Genomic DNA, 17701 nt, shown 5'->3' on the forward strand with positions numbered 1-17701 from the left:
TCAAAACCGAATATTATATTGTAGATATTACATGAATGTACGCTAGTTAGCAAGATGATGGCCACTTGTCAAGTCAAACAATCCTTGAATTGTAACCATTTCGCCTTCTTGATACATGTTAATCTATTTAAGCCTGTTATCCCAACAAGCGTACCGCGTACACTTCCTTGCAAAAACCGCGCAGTCCATTATAGATCCTTGCGATCTTAGATTCTTTAGACACGAGGCCGAATACCGTCGGACCGCTGCCCGACATCAGCACTCCTTCAGCACCGAGCCGAAGCATAGCATCCTTCAACTGCTGCACCTCCGGATGGAGCGGCAGCGTGACATCCTCCAGCACATTGCCAAGCGATTCACACACCCCTTGGAAGCTTTGGGCCTGTATCGCTCTGCGCATTTGATCCAGCGATGGATGCTCCGTAATCTGACTCGCTCTAAGGCGCCCATAGACATCAGCCGTCGATACATTAATCGGCGGCTTGGCAAGCACAACCCAGCATTGAGGTGGCTGCTCAATCATCTCAAGTGCCTCTCCGCGGCCGCGAGCTATTGCAGTCCCTCCCGTCACGCAGAACGGGACGTCTGAACCAAGTTCCGCACCAAGCACCTGCAGCTCCTCATCAGGAATCCCTAACTTCCATAAACGATTCAAGCCTCGCAGTGTAGCAGCAGCATCGCTGCTTCCACCGGCTAGTCCGGCAGCTACTGGTATTTTTTTATCTAAATGAATATATACGCCTTGCTTCACTTCATAACGTTCTTTAATTAGTTTTGCCGCTTGGAACGCCAAGTTCTTCTCATCTAACGGTATGTAACCTGCTTGGCTGGAGATGATAATCGTATCTCGAGGAAGTTCCTCCATCTCGAGACGGTCCGCTAAGTCTACCATCGTCATGACCATTTCGACGTCATGATACCCATCCTCGCGCTTACGCAGCACATCCAACAGCAAATTTATTTTGGCAGGCGCCTTCTCGTACACTTTCACTCGCGTTCACCCTTCTTTATCCTACGGATCGCTTACGTTATTATAACAGACTCTATGGTGCAAGTCATATGTGTACGTATACAGGCAATGAACATGATTTCGTAATAAAAAAAGCGAACAGAGCGGAATAGATCCGATGCTCGCTGGATAGGAGGATCTTGACTCGTTATTTTTTCGAGGCTGCCTCTTCGGCAAGTTGAATGGCCCGCTTGACCATATCGCCAGCATCCTTCGCACGGATAGCACCCCATCCGTATTTGGACACCGTATCGTAGAAGCCAAGATCTTTAGCCAATTCCACCTTCAGATCTTCAGACATGAAGCTGCGCTTTCTTCGGCTCATCACTGCACCTCCCACGCTTACCTTAAAGTTCATATCATCAGCAAGCACGACATAATCATCGGCCTACCGTTAATGTAAGTAGAAGCCACCTCCATTATACGTTCACTCCTGTTCCGATTTATGGGGGAGCATCTGGGAGAACCATGACCGTGCGTGCTCATGTCATTCCTTCAAACCAAACAAAAGGCAGCCCTCACAGGCTGCCGTCATGTCGCTTAACCGCGAACATATTCAATCTTCAACTCGCCGTTATCGGCGCATACGGTCACTTGAACCGATTCTGTTAATATATCTGCATAGCTATAGGATACCCGCTTAAACGCGTTCTGATCCTGGTCCAACTTAACAATAAATACAGAAGGGTAGGTTTCTTCCAACACGCCCGTACGCTCAATCGTTTTCCGACGACCGCCATTGGCGCGGAGCAGAATCTTCTGACCGACATGTGCTTCAAGACAACGACGAATTTCAAACAGCGCGTTTTTCGCCATTACAGCTACCACCTCTTTCCTTGTCCATTATAACCAATTCAAGAGGTGTTGTCAAATAAACGAATAATTATAACAATAACACCGTTTTCGTGTCAATGTGTTTTTTTGCCCAAATTTATTAAAATGGTTCTTTTTTCTGTATTTTATACATAGGCCGCTTATATTACGGTTGGTGTAACGTTCAATGTCGATAAATCCTTCAACTTCGGCATGCCCACGCGATAACTTCCCTTTGTCTCAATGCCTCCCACCCCGTCAATGCCACTGACCATATGAGGCGCAATATCCCCAATCTGTACGGTATCACGAATTGAGGTATATGAGGCCTTAACCGCTACGTAAGCTGGATCAAGGGCATGAATCATAATTCGGCCCGGTGAACTTGCAAAGTTGGCTCCTGCTTGCAGAAGCGCCTCGAAGTGAGATTGGCATGCCCCGGCAATTACAGTCAATAAATCAAGATGGCGCTCATACTGCCTTGCCGTCTGTACTGCATTAACGAAGTTCTGGGAGTTCTTATAATTCTGCAAATTTAACAGATCACGGTACCTGCCGTTCTTCAATACACCATCATGTCCCGTAATGACGATTATATTCGGCTTCACTCGCGGCAGCAGCCGATACAACGTATCTGCCATATTGCGTTCATTCACATAATGGCCTTCTGCCGGCACGTTGAGCTGATTATATATCGCCATGCTCTTCTGTAAATACCCGGGATCCCCATCCAGATGGAGTACCGTTCCCGGCATATCAAAGGTTGAAATGGAATTCGGCATCTCTGCAAATGGAAGCTCCGTCCGCCTGCGCTCATGCAGCTGCCTACGCTGCTGCTCAAGCACCTCGACAGACTCCAACATCTTGATATGAGCCTGTTCCGTGCGGCGCGCAATCGTTGCCTTCGGTACACTAACTAAATCTTCAACATGGGAATCCGCCAGTAAGCGGTAATCCGTCCCCTTAATAATCGCCGTCTGTCGGAAGATCTCCTCCACACGGAATGTAATATCGCCACCGTACGACTTGCGTACGACCAAATCTCCTTGCTTCACTTGTTCGTTCATAGGATCAATCACCTCTCCGACTATCCTATGGGCAAACGCATAAATTGGTGATGCCTAAGCCTTAAAATTATGTTACTCCGCTTGATCCTCTTCTTCTGCACGTGCAATGGCTTGGCCGATCGCATCGGACAGAGCAGCGAACTCCTCAATCGAGAGTGTTTCCCCTCGGCGATTCGGTTCAATATGTGCTGAAGCAAGCGCTTCTGTCAGCCTGTCTGTACCACACTTGCTGGCATAGCGAGCCTTCAGGTTATTCCAAATCGTCTTGCGACGCTGAGCGAACGAAGCCTGTACAACATCGAATAACAGCGGCTCATCCTTCACCTGCACAGGTGGAGTCTGTCTCACACGTAGACGGATTACTGCAGACTCTACATTTGGCTGCGGGATGAACACCGTATGCGGCACGGTGCATACAAGCTCCGGCTCTGCAAAATATTGAACAGCCACACTTAAGCTGCCGTAATCCTTGCCTCCTGGCTTCGCTGCCATTCGCTCTGCAACTTCCTTCTGAATCATGACGACGATGTTCTTGAGCGGCAGACGCTCCTCCAGAAGCTTCATCATAATCGGGGTCGTCACATAATACGGCAAGTTAGCCACAACACTTACCCGATCGACATCCTGGAACTGTTCGCGGAACAATTCATGCAAATCCACCTTCAATACATCCCCATGTACAACATGGACATGTTCATAGGGCTCCAGCACTTCCCCTAATATCGGAAGCAAGCGCTGATCGATCTCGACTGCTGTTACACGACGAGCGCGCTTAGCGAGCTGCTCCGTAAGCGCACCAATCCCAGGCCCAATTTCCAGGGCACCTGTCACATCATCCAGCTCTGCAGCATCCACAATACGGCGCAAAATGTTCATATCAATTAGGAAGTTCTGTCCTAAGCTTTTCTTAAATGAAAACCCATGCTTGCGTATAATGTCTTTCGTGCGGTTCGGTGTTGCAATATCTATTCTCGTCTGCGTCATTCCATCTATTCTCCTTCTGCACATTGTTCCTGCTCGAATTGGTTCAGCTTCCGCAAGGCGTTCTCAAATTCCTCTCGTCCGATCTGAAACACACCGCAGCGCTTGAGCATCTGCTTCGCGTTACAGTATCCAATGCCCAATATTTCACCTAACTGCCGTCTGCGTTCTGCAGAGCCTGCATGCGTCGTTAATCCCGCTTCGACGAGATCCGTCCACGTCAGCTCTGACGTCATGCTTGGCATCTCTGAGCGAACCTGCTCTAAGGCACGGCGAATCGCTTCTGGCTTTGCATTCTCCACACCAAGATCCCCTTTGGCTATCGCCTCATGTCTAGGCAGGAAAGCGTGCTTGCACCCAGGTACACGTTCTGCTATCGTCTTCCGAATTTTCTCTCCCGCATGATCTGGATCCGTGAAAATAATAACCCCTCGACGCTCTTGGGCCAATGCGATGCGTTTTATCGTTGTATCATTAATCGCCGATCCACCTGTCTCAATTGTATCCGCCTCAACGGCACGGTGAATGGCAACGGTATCATCTTTGCCTTCTACAACTATCACTTCACGTATCAATATGCTTGCTCCTCTCACCACAAGGCTGCTTCCTAATTCCGCATCCTTCTCATGCTCTCCATTCATAAATAAACAACAAAAGAAGAGGGTGTCCCCTCTTCTTAGCATGACATAAATCATTATTCATTACTATATCCTAATTACACATGGCTGCATACCTTGTGCGTTAGTTCGATTCCGGCTTTACTGGGCCAACCACGTATACGGTGTACCCCTTCTTGCGTCCGAATTTGCTGACCGCCTTCTTGCTGTCGAAGTATACATCGATAATTTTCCCCTTGACCGCGCCACCTGTATCTTCAGCACGTCTGAATCCAATCCCTTCGATATATACCCACCAGCCGAGCGGAATGACCTTCGGATCAACCGCGATAGTACGACCTTCTGATACTATTGCGCCAGATGCCGTCTTCGCACCAGCCGATCCCTCAGATTCCGTATACGCCGTCAGTTGAACGTTCTTCAGCACTTTTTTATAGTTAAAATCTTTGTCGCCACTGGAAACATTGTCAGAATCGTCTTCCTGCGCGTTCACTGACAGAACAGCAACTTCCGGTTCCTTCTTCGTTCCATAGGCTATCACTTGATTCACTTGTTTTGTATGAACGGATTTGTCGACCATCTGCGCATATACGAGCTTACCATCCTCGTACGTTTTCTGTACTTTCTGGACAACCAAGCCTTCTTTTCCATCTTGAACCGTCTTGGTCTTCCCCTTAAGGAGAGTAGCATCTGCCTGCTTCACCACTTGATAAGGAACCTTCACTTTACGCTCTTCCATCTTCTTGCTGACACGGACGATACGAATATCCATGTTCTTCGAAATAGAGGCACGCTTAGAAGGGAATACCTTATCTTCAGGGTTCACTTGGATTTGCAGCGAACTCAGTGCATCATGCACCGACTTCTTCGTCGTAAATTGTGTTTCTTTCTTCCCATCCGCTGTAATTTGGATAGGCAAAGCGCGTTCAATAATAACTCGATCTCCATCAGCAATTTCTGCATCAAGCGGCTTCGATACTACATCGTATGCCCCAAGCGCTATCGCATGCTCATCCAAAACATTGCGAAGCGTATCTAGGCGAGTTTCGACTGAACGCTCTTGTCCATCAACGAGCACAGCCACTGTCTTCTTCGTTACATTATACCAAGTCAAGACTGCTATTAATGTGATCACGATTGCTACAGCTGCAATAACGGTGATAACACGCACATTTTCATGCTTCCATCGCAATGCGAGTGACATGCTGGATGATCGGGGTTCATGGGTTTCGTTGTTCACGATCTGTCCCATTTCTCGGTCCTCCTTACATAGTCCCGCCGTCGAGTGCTCTGCATGATTCCATCTGACGCGACTATTTCAAGAATGTTTACGAGAGACTTCACTTGCCATAAACGAGCATGTAATCGTTCAAGACAATGCCGAAATCTCCGTACCAACGTTTCAGTATTGGCTGCTCCCACCTCCTATTTCTTACACCCTATGACGTCTTTATTCTCATTATTCAAAAAAAAGAATGTTTGAGAGTAAACAAAAGAAGCCCTTCGTAAGAGGAGACTCTTTCGCGGCTTCCGTAATAGAAACCCAAACGTCAACAGTGCAGGACGCGAGGAACCCTCTCTCGGTACGCTGACGAGGTTAGCTGTCGGGTTCGGGCTTGAGAGTCGCCCTATCGGAACCAACCGGCTCATGGCTCGGTCGTCCCTAATTCACCCCAAGGAATTAATCCGTGTGATTGAACATGTACTCATGTCATGTCGTTCACACTCTGGTTCCCCCGCTCTCCACTTCATGGAGATTAAGCGATACTGAATTAGTTGGAACAATATTGAATTGTGTAATAACATCTGTGAGAAATCATATCGTGTTTGCAATCTTCTTGTAAAGACAGTAGCAATTCCGTTTTTCGCGAAAAATGGTTAAAAAAATGTAACTTAATCCGTTTTTCATAATGAAATCCACTTATTTTATGGCCAATGTCTTTTTTTCACTTGTTTTTGGCCCGTTTTCACGCGATGTCAAAACATGTCATTGCATTTTGAGTCGTCATTCTGCAAAATTCTTCAAATTCCATACCTTTCAGCTCTGCTGCAACCTCTGCAACAAGACGAACATATGCGGACTCATTGCGCTTGCCTCGGAACGGATGAGGAGTCAAATAGGGAGAATCCGTCTCCACAAGCAGTCGATCATTCGGAACCTTAACAAGTACTTCTTTCGGCTGTTTTGCATTTTTGAAAGTAACAGGTCCTCCAAATGAAAGGTAGAAGCCCATATCCAGGCACATCTTCGCTGTTTCCCAGCTACCTGAGAAGGAGTGCATGATGCCCCCTACTTCGTGAGCCTTCTCCTCGCGCAAGATGCGGATTACATCTTCGTGCGCTTCACGATTATGAATAATGATCGGCATCTTCAATTCTCGCGCCAACCCAATTTGCTCGCGGAATACACGGTGCTGAACATCCTTCGGAGACGTATCCCAGTGATAGTCCAGTCCGATCTCGCCAATCGCCACAACCTTTTCATGCTCCGTTAGCTTGGCGATCCAGTCTATATCCTCCGGCTTCATCGTTATCGCATCTACCGGATGCCAGCCCACGGCTGCATAGATAAAATCATATTTCTCTGCCAACGCCATCGTCGTCGGGATCGTCTCTCGATTGAACCCGATGTTAACCATACGGGTCACCCCTTGTTCAACGGCCCGTGCGATAACCTGATCGCGATCCTCATCAAAATTGCTGCTGTCTAAATGCGTATGTGTATCAAATAACACGTTTATGCGCCCCTTTTTCTTTCTTGTAAATCGATCTAATGATTGCGGCGTATAAACATACGCCTTGTATCTTCCGTAAGGTGATTCGAGACTTCCAGAAGCTTGTCCATTGGGAAATAGATATAGTGTTTTCCACGGCGAATGCCGCTAATGGAACGTACAATATCCGATTTCTTGGACAGCTCTACAATTTGCTGATCCCGCCCCCATAGCATAATATGTTGCTGTGAACGGGCATCCCCCTTTCGATATACATCATAGGGCTTGTCGAAGGGAGAATCGAACATAAGTTCATAGTTCGGATCAAGCCCAATCTGCGACCACTCTGCCCGCAATCGTTCCTGTAAATCTTCATCCATCTGTTCGACTTCAATATATTTATATAGTTTACGCTCCATGAATCGTTGGCACAAGTCAACGAGACGCTCATCCTTCTCCCTTGTCCACTGCATAAATGCGGTCTGTACAAATGCCTCATCCATTTGGATATATTGTTCCGTCGTAATCGTTCCTTCAAATAAAGCATCTAGAGGAGAGAGGAAATATTGGAAAGTGTACCCACCCAAATATAATTCTTTGGCTCGTTTGAAAATCAGGCGAAGCAACATCTCCGAGCTTCGGGTTACCGGATGGAAGTAAACTTGCCAGTACATCTCATATCGAGCTAGCAAGTAATGCTCTACTGCGTGCATGCCGCTCTCTTTGACTACTATCCGATCCTTAAGCGGTCGCAGCACCCTTAGAATACGATCAATATCGAATGTACCGTAATTAACACCGGTAAAATATGCATCCCGCAGCAAATAGTCCATACGATCCGCATCAAGGGAGCCGGATACCAAATTCACGACAATCGGCCGCTCATATGTCCTGCGAATCACTGATGCCACCTTGGTTGGGAGCTGGGGGTCTACTTGTCTCAGCACGCGATTGATATCGGTATCTTCTATTATAATGCGGTATGTCCAATCTTCATGAAACATATCGAAGGCCTCTTCAATGGAATGAGAGAATGGTCCATGGCCCACATCATGAAGCAGTGCAGCACATAAGGCAACCAGCCTCTCTTCTTGCGGCCAGTCCTCGTATTGGTTTCGTTCAAATTGAGAAATAATCCGCCGAGTAATCTCGTATACGCCCAGAGAATGAGAAAAGCGGCTATGCTCTGCCCCATGGAATGTTAAATAGGAAGTTCCTAATTGGCGAATGCGGCGGAGCCGCTGGAATTCCCTTGTGTTAATCAAATCCCAAATTGTTCGATCTTGAACATGCACATAATTGTGAACCGGATCCTTGAACACTTTTTCCTCTAATAACATTGAAAATCACTCCTTTCGATTCGAACCTTTTCGACATAGTCTGCCTTATTGTCGAAAAGATTTGGTTTATTCTTGTTTCTGTTTATTTTTGCATAAAAAATACCATACGAGTGTAAAAGTGTACGCTACGTCGTTAAAAACTGCTTAATATAAGCTAAAAAAAACCTAAAATCCATAAATTAGCACGCCAAGTATACATTTTTTAGGTTGACTAATTTGGGAATGGTTGGTACGATAAGAATCAGCCAAAAAGAATTTTGTCGAAATATGACATTTCATGCTAAAGCAAAGAGGAGAGCGTTGAACTATGATGAAGTCCACTGGTATCGTCCGTAAAGTAGATGAACTAGGTCGTGTCGTCATTCCGATCGAGCTTCGCCGCACCCTTGGTATCGGTGAAAAGGATGCGCTAGAAATTTACGTTGACGGAGAGCGCATCATGCTTAAGAAATATGAGCCAGCATGCATCTTCTGCGGCAATGCAGAGAACGTTACATACTTTAAAGGAAAAATTGTTTGTCACGAATGTATATCAGAAATACCACAACCTGTGACAAAATAAAAAAAATAGGTTATAATAGCTCTAATCACATATGTTAATTCTAACCTTTTTATATCTTCCTTGATGCCTCCATGGTTTTGAACCCAACCATGGAGGTCTTTTTTTGTTTTACAGCAAGGGTTTTCCCTCTATATTCTGCATGTTTCGCTTATGATCCATTGTATCCATTCTTGTTCTATAACAATGCCTGATAGATATCCCGTTTGGATACACCACGATCCTTGGCTGCCAGTTTCATTGCATCCTTGCGTGATACTCCCTGTTCACGTTCATAATGCGCAACATGCTCTTCTTCCGTCAGTTCCTGCCACCATGCTTGTCCCGCATCTTGAGAAGTTCCATTCTCATCAGCGCCCTCGACGACGATACAACATTCTCCTAATGGAGGATGCTCGCTTACAAAGGCAATGCATTCACCAACCGTACCCCGGATGAAGTGTTCGTAACGCTTCGTCAGTTCGCGGGCAATCGTAATCCGGCGGCTGTCTCCGTATGCGGAAGCAAGCCGATCGAGCGTCTTCGCAATACGATGTGGTGACTCATAGAATAACAGCGTTCCCGCTTCCATTCGGAGTGAGGTAAGCACCGCATCTGCATGCTTCTTCTCCCGCGGAAGGAAACCTACGAATGTGAAACGATTCGTTGGCAGCCCAGACGCAATTAAGGCAGATAAAGCCGCATTTGGTCCAGGAATCGGAATAACAGGAATGCCCGCTTCTACAGCCAGTTGAACAAGATCTGCACCCGGATCTGATATCGCGGGTAACCCGGCGTCGCTCACAAGGGCGATACGCTTGCCCTCTTCCATGATACGCACAAGTTCAGGTCCGCTTGCCTGCTTGTTATGCTCATGATAGCTGTACAGCGTCTTCCCTGTAATTTCGAAATGACTCAACAGCTTCCTTGTCTCACGTGTATCTTCCGCCGCAATAATATCAGCTTCCCGCAGTATGCGTACAGCCCGGAATGTCATATCTTCCAGATTTCCAATCGGCGTCCCTACAAGATATAATGCCCCTACATTTTCCTTGTTTTGTTGCTGGTAGCTATATTGTTCCGTCAATTGCATATTACCCATCCTTCAGCTGCGAGGCTTTCCCATAATAGATATCCATTAATTCCTCACGATATTCATTTCCATCATTATATACGATAAGCGGCGGCAATAGCCGTACATCCGGCTTGCCGTCTCGCGCGGCCTCAATCAGTACCATATTGGCCTCTACTTCCTCGCGTGGATGAACGAAGCGAATGCGCTTCGGCTCCAATCGATATGTCCGCATAAGCGCTATGATATCCGTCAATCGGCTAGGACGGTGAACCATGGCAAGCTTCCCGCCCGTTCGCAGCAGCTTAGCACTCGTGCGAATCACATCCTCCAATGTGCAGGCGACCTCACTGCGAGCTAGTGCATAATGCTCGTTCTCTTTCACATCACCCGCCGTCAACGGCATATAGGGAGGATTTACTGTAATCATTTCGTAAAAGGGACGCTCTGCATCTGGTGTAAATGCCTTCAAATCCCCTTCGATAATGCGTATTCGCTCTTCCAAGCCATTTAGCCGAACGCTGCGGCTGGCCATATCCGCAAGTCTTGGCTGTATTTCCAATCCATCGATTTGCGCATTAGTCCGTGTGGACAGCAGCAGTGGGATTACCCCATTGCCTGTACACAGATCCATAATCCGGCCACGCGTTGGCACGGAAGCGAAACGAGCCAGCAGGACAGCATCCATGGAGAAGCTGAACACCTCTGAGCTCTGTATAATTCGTAATTGATGAGTGAGCAAATCGTCGAGCCTCTCAGATGGATGCAGCCCGATCACATCGTTTCTATTCTCCATAACGCCCCTGCCTTTATCATCTTCATTTAAGTACTACTTACACCTATATCTTTAACGTTTCATAAGGGACTTCCTCATCAGCTATGCTGTAAATGGCCCCTAATATGATGAAAAGCCGTAGGTGGGGAACCCTCTTATCGGTTCCCACTGACCTACGGCCGCGGTTATTTATTGAGGAAGGACAGACAGAACAAACAGTCACCTTCCGTCCGCAAATGTCCATAATACACGTTGCAAATGTGAAACCCTTCATGATACAGCCGCGCCAAATTATCATACCCTTCGCCAACCACGTTCTCTTTGGAATCTCCATTTGGATCAGGATTTACTGCGGGTGCCGAGTCTCCCTTCACCTCAGGTTCAACTTCCAAGTGCTCGTGATGCTCGTGGTGCAGTACTTTGCGCAGCTGCTGATTCTCCATCCACAAGCGTTGATTCTCTTCCAGCAGCTCTTTGACGACGAGTTTCAGCGCACCAAGCTCTTGATGAAGGTCTCCCATATGCGTTTCCAATTCATGAATCTGCGCAAAAATGTCTTTCTTCTCCAAGTTCCCACCCCAGAGCGTGAAAATGTCCGCTATTTATTTTACGACAACGTCGTCGAAAGCAAAATCTTTCACCTTGCCGATATCCGCTAATTGGACGTGCACTTTACGTTCACCGGCATTAATACCGACGACCTTGCCCTCTCCTATCGAGGTAACAACCCACTTGCCGACTGTAGGAAGCTCTTCTTTCACGCTTTCATAATTGTCATGCTCGTATTTCAGGCAGCACATCAAGCGACCGCACAAACCGGATATTTTCGTAGGATTCAGCGATAAGTTCTGGTCTTTTGCCATTTTAATAGATACCGGTTCAAAATCACCTAACCATGAGGAACAGCATAACACGCGCCCGCAAGGCCCAATGCCGCCAAGCATTTTCGCCTCGTCCCGTACACCAATCTGCCGGAGCTCAATCCGTGTCCGGAATACGCTGGCCAAGTCTTTCACCAGCTCGCGGAAGTCCACGCGCCCTTCTGCCGTAAAGTAAAAGATGATTTTGTTCCGATCAAACGTATATTCAACATCTACAAGCTTCATCTTCAATTGATGCGCCTTAATCTTGTCCATACAGGTTGCGAACGCATCCTTCGCAGCTTGCCGGTTCGCATCCACCAATGTAGCGTCAGCTTCATTAGCGATGCGAATGACTTTCTTCAAGGGAAGCACCACATCGTTCTCACCGACGGTCTTCGGACCAATCACGACTTTGCCGTACTCAATGCCGCGCGCCGTTTCGACGATCACATGCTGGTCCCTCTGGACCGGCCATTCGACCGGGTCGAAATAGTATATTTTGCCCGCTCTCTTAAAACGGACGCCGACTACATTATACAATCAAGTACCTCCTTGGATTCCAACCAGAAACTGCTCGCAAGCAAGTTGCGGGCTTACATTGGCGCGCACCCGCTTCTGCGCCTCCGTCGCCGCATCCATGCACCGAATCCATCCTTCAGCCGACTTCGTCCAGGCCAGCTTGCTGATTGTATCAAGCTGATCGATAAAGACGAGACTCTCCTGCCGGTTGTATTGGTAATTCAACATATCTCGAAACCAGAGATGGAACAAACGGAACAACATGTCCGTATGTTCAGCAAGCTCGGTCTTAAACAACTTCTGCTGTGCGGTTAGAAGTGCGGAAGGAAGTCTTGCTTCGCACTCCTTTCCTAATTGTAACATTACGTTTCTCACTTCTGCAAACCAATTCTGTCCACATAGCTCACGCCCAGCTTCTAGGCCGTTTACAAGATAGACAGCTGCACGAGCTAATATAGCAGGACTACCCTCTGCTACTAACGTTTGACAGATAAGGTTCGGATCCTGCGGTGTAAATGGCACCATCTGTGAACGGGATTGAATGGTTGGCAGCATCGCTTGTCCATTCTCTGTAATCAGAATAGCCACTGCAGGACTTGTTGGCTCCTCCAAAAATTTAAGCAGGCTGTTGGCCGCTTGCACGGTCATCTTCTCCGCCTGCTCCATAATGTACACTTTCCGGCCTGTAGCTTGGGTTCGGTAGGAAAATTCGCGCTGTAGCTCGCGAATTTGATCGATCTTAATTGACTGTCCCTCTGGTACAATAATATGCACATCAGGATGGTTGCCGTGCTCAATTTTCCGACAAGAAAGACATTCCCCACAAGCATCATCTGTCATGCGTTCACAGAATAACGCCTTGGTGAAGGTTAGCGCAGCAGCCATCCGGCCCGTACCCTTCGGTCCACTGAATAAGTAGGCATGGGATACCTTGTCTGTGCGCAGACCATTTTGCAATATTTTCTTAGCTCGATCCTGTCCGAGAATTTGTTCAAACGACATGTTATGCGTATTCCTTCCATATATATAACCAGAATGCGATACGGAGCAAGAAGCTCTGCTCTAATCATGGGATATGGGGAAATTCCCCTAGCTTGACTAGAAGCACAGGTTAATCAGCATCCCGCGAATTTCCCCTACTTTATGAAGCAGATCAATTTTACCTTGCTCCGTCTCCAGCAGATGATCCGCTAATTCAATGAGAGCACTGTCAATTTCATCGACAATCTGATATCGCTTGCTTCTGCCGCGTCGATCCCATCCACGCGTTTCCCGAATTTTCAGGTTCCGCCGTACTGTATCCTCCAAAAAACGCTTCACCATCATTCGGTACATGCGAAGCTCACGAATCGTCATGGACTTCGACAGTCGTTCCCCTTGCTGATAAATATCCTGCAGCCTCTGCTGCAGCTCATCATTGCTCGCTTGATCATGACGATTGTTCATCATGTCCGCAAAGGACTTGTGCTGGACAGGCTTGGTTACAGATTCACCCATACGCACATCCGTGCCGAAGGGGCGAAATCCAGGGTTAATTTTCACTCCATATCACCTGCAATCGTTCGCTTCATAGTATAATTCGATTGAATCCATCCATCTGCTGGATTACTTCTATTATATCGTAATATTACGGACGAAATGTTAAAAATGCTCGAACCGCTCTACTGGGAGCACAAACACGGTTGCTCCCCCTACCTGTACTTCGACAGGTAGCGGCATATAAGAATCCGAAGTACCACTGAGCGGAGTCACTGGGGTGACAAGCTGATCTCTCACCTTACAGTTGCTGCGGATGACATTCAGGACGGTGCTCACTTGATCATCCTCCACACCTATCATGAACGTCGTATTGCCTGCACGCAAAAATCCACCCGTACTCGCCAGCTTGGTCGCTCTAAAATTCGCCTTTACTAATGCACCGGAAAGCCGATTGCTGTCTTTGTCTTGTACAATGGCCACAACCATCTTCATGCCTGGTCATCCTCCTTAAAATAAAGTTCTTGGCATCCCTATTTGGAATGATGTTACTTATTTATACATCCGACCTGCAAAATCCTGCGTTCGCTCACATAAAATGTCGAACATTTGCCCACTTATTTGTGTTAGCGACTGTGTAGCATCCAATTGCACAATCCGTTCCGGCTCCTGCTTAGCAATTCGTTCGTACCCTTCGCGCACTGCTTCGTGGAATGCAGGCTTCTCTTTATCGAGTCGGTTCACTTCACGAGCCTGATTAGCCGCAATCCGATCCAATCCAGCCTGTGGATCAATATCTAACCAGAACGTAATATCCGGCATTGTATCGTGAATCGCGAATCGATTGATTTCCCATACATCTTCCATCCCGAGTCCTCGTGCGTAGCCTTGGTAGGCAAGCGAGCTGTCAACAAATCGGTCACATAAGACGATTGCTCCCTGCTCTAAGGCTGGAATAACAACTTCCACAAGATGCTGTCTACGGGCAGCTGCATAAAGCAATGCTTCTGTTCGAGCATCCATCTCTGTATGCTCAGGATCGAGGATAATGCTGCGAATCTTCTCGGCAATGCGGACTCCTCCCGGCTCCCGAGTGACTACGACGTTCACTCCTTGCTGCCGCAACTTATCCGTCAGCAGTTCAATCGCGGATGACTTGCCTGCTCCTTCTCCACCTTCCAGTGTAATGAACCACCCGGGACGTTCTGCTCGTTGCTGCTTACTCATATCTATTCCTCAATTCCCTTCTCTTCTTCAGTATCCACAATACGAATCGTTCGCAAGGATTCATCTTCTGCGTCATGGCACTTAGCTCCGGCATATGCAAGCATGATCAGCTGTTGTGCTGCATCCTCTGTAATAATCTCACCCGGATAAAGTAATGGAATTCCCGGCGGATAAGGAATCACCGACTCTGCTGCCTTGTGCCCAATTGCCTCCTGCACAAGTACTTGCTTCGTTCGTACATGCTCTTGTTCATATATCGAGAAGGATACAGGCTCAGAGAACAATCGATGCCCGTCAGCCATCACAATCGGATGTGCAGACGCATCAGTAATCTCCATATAGGTACCCGCCTGTATCTTAGTATATGGAGTGTTATTGTCCAACGTCACAGCAACCGCTTGCAATGCCCTAATTAATCGCTTCGCATCCTCTAATGTACTGGCTAGACTGAATACAAGCACCGTATGCCGCAAATCGGCCATCTCGGCAATACACCCATGCAGAGCAAGCTGATCTAACAGCTTATAACCGCTGCACAGTCCCTCCCTGCATCGAATCGTCACCTTGAATGGATCAAGACTACAATAGGCGGACTGTGAATGAGTGCTTTGTATCTCTATAACCTCAAATGCGTCCAGGTTAGCCATTGCAGCTCGTACGAGCTGCACCGCCTTCAGACCCTCCTCAAACGCCTCTTGCCCGTTTCGCGCTATATAATAGCGGCTGATATCAAGCGATGCCATTAAAGGATAGGAAGGGCTAGAACTTTGCAGCATCGTAAGCAGTTTCTTCAGCCTTGATCGATTAAGCATAGCTCCTTGAACGTGAAGCATCGCACTCATCGTCATGCCGCCAAGCATTTTATGCGTTGACTGGACAACACCGTCCGCACCTGCCTGCAGAGCGGATTCTGGAAATGCGGGATGGAGCCCATAATGTGCTCCGTGTGCCTCATCCACAAGCAGTGGGATATTATAACGATGAGTAATAGCCGCAAGTTGACGGAGATCAATCCCCATTCCATAATAATTTGGATTCGTCACGAATACAGCCTTCGCTTCTGGGTATGCCTGAAGTGCCTTCTCTACCGCTTCACTGGTCGGTGCAGTAGCAAGACCGCTTGCCATATCCATCTGTGGTGTAAGGAATACAGCTCTTGCACCTGCCATCATAAGCCCGTGTAATACAGACTTATGAACGTTGCGCTGTACGAGCACAATATCGTTCGGCTGAATACAACAGCTCATAAGGAGTGCAATATTGCCAACCGTACTGCCCCCTACAAGAAAGTGCGTCTCTTCAGAACCGAACAACTTCGCAGCTAGCTGCTGTGCCTCTGCAATCGCTCCTGTCGGATGATGCAAATCATCTGTACCTTCTACTTCCGTCACATCAATCGATAACAGCTGTGACATCCTCTGAAGCAGCATACTCCATTCTCCATGCTCAGATAAGGAAAGCCCCGCTTGCTCATACCAATGCCCATCCTTATGACCTGGTACATGGAAAGATGCGTGCCGGTTTCTATTATATTGAAGTAAAGCTTCCACCAGTGGCGCCCGCAGTTGCTCTTGTACATCAAGCGCCAAGTGAGAAGTCCCCTTACGTATATTCATCAAGGTTGCCCCTTTATTATTGCTTCATTTATTGTAACGTAAATTGTGCGCTTCTTCATCTGTTGTTCAATAAAAAGCAAAAAGAGCCCACTGAATCGGGCCCTAACGAGTAAGCAAATCAAGGGGAGCTATCTTACACATTCGTGTGCAGCCATAATCGCTTTAGCTTATGAATGAAGAATGAATATTTTAGATCCTGCACATTGGTCTTAACCATTTCTTGCTCACATGCTGTACAAATAAACTGATTGACGACCATTATGCCGTCATTCGTCGCTTCACCGCACACAATGCAGTGTGTATCCTGACGTTCCATGTCAATCCCACCTTTAGCGGTTATATGATAAGTATGCCCGTAACTCTATGGATATATACCAGTTTCATAGCCAGTTTCAAATGTTTTTATATATGTATGATGGATTGATGGTATTGGTGTTTGTACGGTTTGAACCCTTTTTCAACATTTTTGATCTTCATTAGATTCTTCTTCAATTTCTATCCCTTCTACATTTTCATAGAATAAATACCGATATATAAATTATTGTTCAACTTGAAAAGGAGGGTTCGCTCAATGTCAACCATACGCAATGAACAAATGGAGCGAACATTTTATCATTATCAGCTGCTGAAGAGAGTTCGTCTAGCGAAGCCTTTCATCATTGCCTTTTCCACGTTAGCTGCATTGTGTATCGCAGTCGCACTGTACCAACATAGCCTCCTCGGTATCGGCTATGTCGCTGCTTCTTGTGTACTCATTGCATGGCTCCATTATGTAATAGGCCGATCCATCTTCATCGTAGATCGGTACACATATAAAGGGAGATGGGCTTGGCGGTGGCGTATGCCTTGGATTGGTTACTTGCCACTCCCACAGCAATTCATCAGCCTAAGATATCTCACAAAAATTATGCTGCATACGACATCCATTACGTTTTTAGTCATTCTTATTCTATGCCCATGGCTTCCATTGGAGCTCACTTTGTTGAATGTGTTCTGGCACTTATGGCTGCTGTCTCCACGCTGGTATTGCCTATTGACGATGCGCGCTGTCGACTCAAGTGGACTCGTTAAAGT

General features: G+C 47.1%; 21 protein-coding genes and 1 riboswitch. Of the genes, 2 read left to right on the forward strand and 19 right to left on the reverse strand.

Annotation, left to right across the window (positions count from 1 at the left end; translation table 11 throughout):
* Nucleotides 1-136: 136 nt before the first annotated feature.
* From ispE to BLS15_RS27565, 9 genes are all read right to left on the reverse strand, one after another.
* Nucleotides 137-991 carry a 4-(cytidine 5'-diphospho)-2-C-methyl-D-erythritol kinase gene (ispE, locus tag BLS15_RS27525; protein WP_021255242.1) on the reverse strand — a complete coding sequence of 285 codons (855 nt, stop codon included), beginning with the start codon at nt 989-991 and terminating at the stop codon, nt 137-139.
* Between the two features lie 166 nt (nt 992-1157).
* The gene (locus tag BLS15_RS27530; protein WP_021255243.1) at nt 1158-1334 is read right to left on the reverse strand and encodes a small acid-soluble spore protein (alpha/beta-type sasp); all 177 of its coding nucleotides are present in this window, start codon (nt 1332-1334) and stop codon (nt 1158-1160) included.
* Nucleotides 1335-1549: 215 nt separating this feature from the next.
* Complete coding sequence (gene veg / locus BLS15_RS27535) at nt 1550-1825, reverse strand: biofilm formation stimulator Veg (protein ID WP_021255244.1); 276 nt, start codon at nt 1823-1825, stop codon at nt 1550-1552.
* Between the two features lie 158 nt (nt 1826-1983).
* Nucleotides 1984-2889 (reverse strand): sporulation peptidase YabG, encoded by a 906-nt coding sequence (yabG, locus tag BLS15_RS27540; protein WP_021255245.1) that lies wholly within the window; start codon nt 2887-2889, stop codon nt 1984-1986.
* Between the two features lie 72 nt (nt 2890-2961).
* Nucleotides 2962-3873, reverse strand: a complete 912-nt coding sequence (gene rsmA / locus BLS15_RS27545; RefSeq protein ID WP_021255246.1) for a 16S rRNA (adenine(1518)-N(6)/adenine(1519)-N(6))-dimethyltransferase RsmA — start codon at nt 3871-3873, stop codon at nt 2962-2964.
* Nucleotides 3874-3878: 5 nt separating this feature from the next.
* The gene (gene rnmV, locus BLS15_RS27550; protein WP_028532547.1) at nt 3879-4445 is read right to left on the reverse strand and encodes a ribonuclease M5; all 567 of its coding nucleotides are present in this window, start codon (nt 4443-4445) and stop codon (nt 3879-3881) included.
* Between the two features lie 166 nt (nt 4446-4611).
* The gene (locus BLS15_RS27555) at nt 4612-5739 is read right to left on the reverse strand and encodes a 3D domain-containing protein (protein WP_021255248.1); all 1128 of its coding nucleotides are present in this window, start codon (nt 5737-5739) and stop codon (nt 4612-4614) included.
* 318 nt (nt 5740-6057) lie between these two features.
* Nucleotides 6058-6261, reverse strand: a riboswitch (cyclic di-AMP (ydaO/yuaA leader).
* 193 nt (nt 6262-6454) lie between these two features.
* Nucleotides 6455-7222 (reverse strand): TatD family hydrolase, encoded by a 768-nt coding sequence (locus tag BLS15_RS27560; RefSeq protein ID WP_028532548.1) that lies wholly within the window; start codon nt 7220-7222, stop codon nt 6455-6457.
* A gap of 35 nt (nt 7223-7257) precedes the next feature.
* Nucleotides 7258-8541, reverse strand: coding sequence for an HD domain-containing protein (locus tag BLS15_RS27565; RefSeq protein ID WP_021255901.1), 1284 nt, complete (start codon nt 8539-8541; stop codon nt 7258-7260).
* A gap of 307 nt (nt 8542-8848) precedes the next feature.
* On the opposite strand from BLS15_RS27565, the gene BLS15_RS27570 reads away from it, so the two are divergent.
* The gene (locus BLS15_RS27570) at nt 8849-9103 is read left to right on the forward strand and encodes an AbrB/MazE/SpoVT family DNA-binding domain-containing protein (protein ID WP_005545514.1); all 255 of its coding nucleotides are present in this window, start codon (nt 8849-8851) and stop codon (nt 9101-9103) included.
* 175 nt (nt 9104-9278) lie between these two features.
* Here the strand turns inward: BLS15_RS27570 and rsmI are convergent, their stop codons facing one another.
* The 10 genes from rsmI to BLS15_RS27620 all read right to left on the reverse strand — a co-directional run bounded on the left by rsmI (nt 9279) and on the right by BLS15_RS27620 (nt 16943).
* On the reverse strand, nt 9279-10172 hold the full coding sequence (rsmI, locus tag BLS15_RS27575) for a 16S rRNA (cytidine(1402)-2'-O)-methyltransferase (protein WP_021255900.1): 894 nt from the start codon (nt 10170-10172) through the stop codon (nt 9279-9281).
* Nucleotide 10173: 1 nt separating this feature from the next.
* Nucleotides 10174-10947 (reverse strand): tRNA1(Val) (adenine(37)-N6)-methyltransferase, encoded by a 774-nt coding sequence (locus tag BLS15_RS27580; protein WP_028532550.1) that lies wholly within the window; start codon nt 10945-10947, stop codon nt 10174-10176.
* 164 nt (nt 10948-11111) lie between these two features.
* Entirely contained in the window at nt 11112-11495 is a 384-nt protein-coding gene (yabA, locus tag BLS15_RS27585) for a DNA replication initiation control protein YabA (RefSeq protein ID WP_021255898.1), read from the reverse strand.
* Between the two features lie 33 nt (nt 11496-11528).
* Entirely contained in the window at nt 11529-12329 is an 801-nt protein-coding gene (locus BLS15_RS27590) for a PSP1 domain-containing protein (RefSeq protein WP_021255897.1), read from the reverse strand.
* Nucleotides 12330-13310 (reverse strand): DNA polymerase III subunit delta', encoded by a 981-nt coding sequence (gene holB, locus BLS15_RS27595; protein ID WP_021255896.1) that lies wholly within the window; start codon nt 13308-13310, stop codon nt 12330-12332.
* 96 nt (nt 13311-13406) lie between these two features.
* The gene (locus BLS15_RS27600; protein WP_021255895.1) at nt 13407-13850 is read right to left on the reverse strand and encodes a YaaR family protein; all 444 of its coding nucleotides are present in this window, start codon (nt 13848-13850) and stop codon (nt 13407-13409) included.
* A gap of 99 nt (nt 13851-13949) precedes the next feature.
* Nucleotides 13950-14279: a cyclic-di-AMP receptor gene (locus BLS15_RS27605; protein ID WP_021255894.1), complete on the reverse strand. Its 330-nt coding sequence runs from the start codon at nt 14277-14279 to the stop codon at nt 13950-13952.
* Between the two features lie 57 nt (nt 14280-14336).
* Nucleotides 14337-15011: a dTMP kinase gene (gene tmk, locus BLS15_RS27610; protein WP_021255893.1), complete on the reverse strand. Its 675-nt coding sequence runs from the start codon at nt 15009-15011 to the stop codon at nt 14337-14339.
* Nucleotides 15012-15013: 2 nt separating this feature from the next.
* Nucleotides 15014-16627, reverse strand: coding sequence for an aminotransferase class I/II-fold pyridoxal phosphate-dependent enzyme (locus tag BLS15_RS27615; protein WP_028532551.1), 1614 nt, complete (start codon nt 16625-16627; stop codon nt 15014-15016).
* Between the two features lie 133 nt (nt 16628-16760).
* The gene (locus BLS15_RS27620; RefSeq protein WP_021255891.1) at nt 16761-16943 is read right to left on the reverse strand and encodes a sigma factor G inhibitor Gin; all 183 of its coding nucleotides are present in this window, start codon (nt 16941-16943) and stop codon (nt 16761-16763) included.
* Nucleotides 16944-17198: 255 nt separating this feature from the next.
* Between BLS15_RS27620 and BLS15_RS27625 the strand changes: the two genes are divergently transcribed.
* The coding region (locus BLS15_RS27625) for a hypothetical protein (protein WP_090514718.1) at nt 17199-17701 on the forward strand (503 nt) is incomplete at its 3' end.

The organism is Paenibacillus sp. cl6col (assembly GCF_900102125.1).
In the GTDB taxonomy this organism is placed as follows: Bacteria; Bacillota; Bacilli; order Paenibacillales; family Paenibacillaceae; genus Paenibacillus_B; species Paenibacillus_B suaedae.

Bases quoted from the DNA above. Each gene is read 5' to 3' on its own strand.
- BLS15_RS27555 (WP_021255248.1), bottom strand. From the start codon at position 5,739: ATGGGACAGATCGTGAACAACGAAACCCATGAACCCCGATCATCCAGC.
- tmk (WP_021255893.1), bottom strand. From the start codon at position 15,011: ATGAGTAAGCAGCAACGAGCAGAACGTCCCGGGTGGTTCATTACACTG.
- BLS15_RS27570 (WP_005545514.1), top strand. From the start codon at position 8,849: ATGATGAAGTCCACTGGTATCGTCCGTAAAGTAGATGAACTAGGTCGT.
- rsmI (WP_021255900.1), bottom strand. From the start codon at position 10,172: ATGCAATTGACGGAACAATATAGCTACCAGCAACAAAACAAGGAAAAT.
- BLS15_RS27620 (WP_021255891.1), bottom strand. From the start codon at position 16,943: ATGGAACGTCAGGATACACACTGCATTGTGTGCGGTGAAGCGACGAAT.
- BLS15_RS27530 (WP_021255243.1), bottom strand. From the start codon at position 1,334: ATGAGCCGAAGAAAGCGCAGCTTCATGTCTGAAGATCTGAAGGTGGAA.
- yabG (WP_021255245.1), bottom strand. From the start codon at position 2,889: ATGAACGAACAAGTGAAGCAAGGAGATTTGGTCGTACGCAAGTCGTAC.
- BLS15_RS27615 (WP_028532551.1), bottom strand. From the start codon at position 16,627: ATGAATATACGTAAGGGGACTTCTCACTTGGCGCTTGATGTACAAGAG.
- BLS15_RS27565 (WP_021255901.1), bottom strand. From the start codon at position 8,541: ATGTTATTAGAGGAAAAAGTGTTCAAGGATCCGGTTCACAATTATGTG.
- BLS15_RS27605 (WP_021255894.1), bottom strand. From the start codon at position 14,279: ATGAAGATGGTTGTGGCCATTGTACAAGACAAAGACAGCAATCGGCTT.
- rsmA (WP_021255246.1), bottom strand. From the start codon at position 3,873: ATGACGCAGACGAGAATAGATATTGCAACACCGAACCGCACGAAAGAC.
- veg (WP_021255244.1), bottom strand. From the start codon at position 1,825: ATGGCGAAAAACGCGCTGTTTGAAATTCGTCGTTGTCTTGAAGCACAT.
- holB (WP_021255896.1), bottom strand. From the start codon at position 13,310: ATGTCGTTTGAACAAATTCTCGGACAGGATCGAGCTAAGAAAATATTG.
- BLS15_RS27580 (WP_028532550.1), bottom strand. From the start codon at position 10,947: ATGGAGAATAGAAACGATGTGATCGGGCTGCATCCATCTGAGAGGCTC.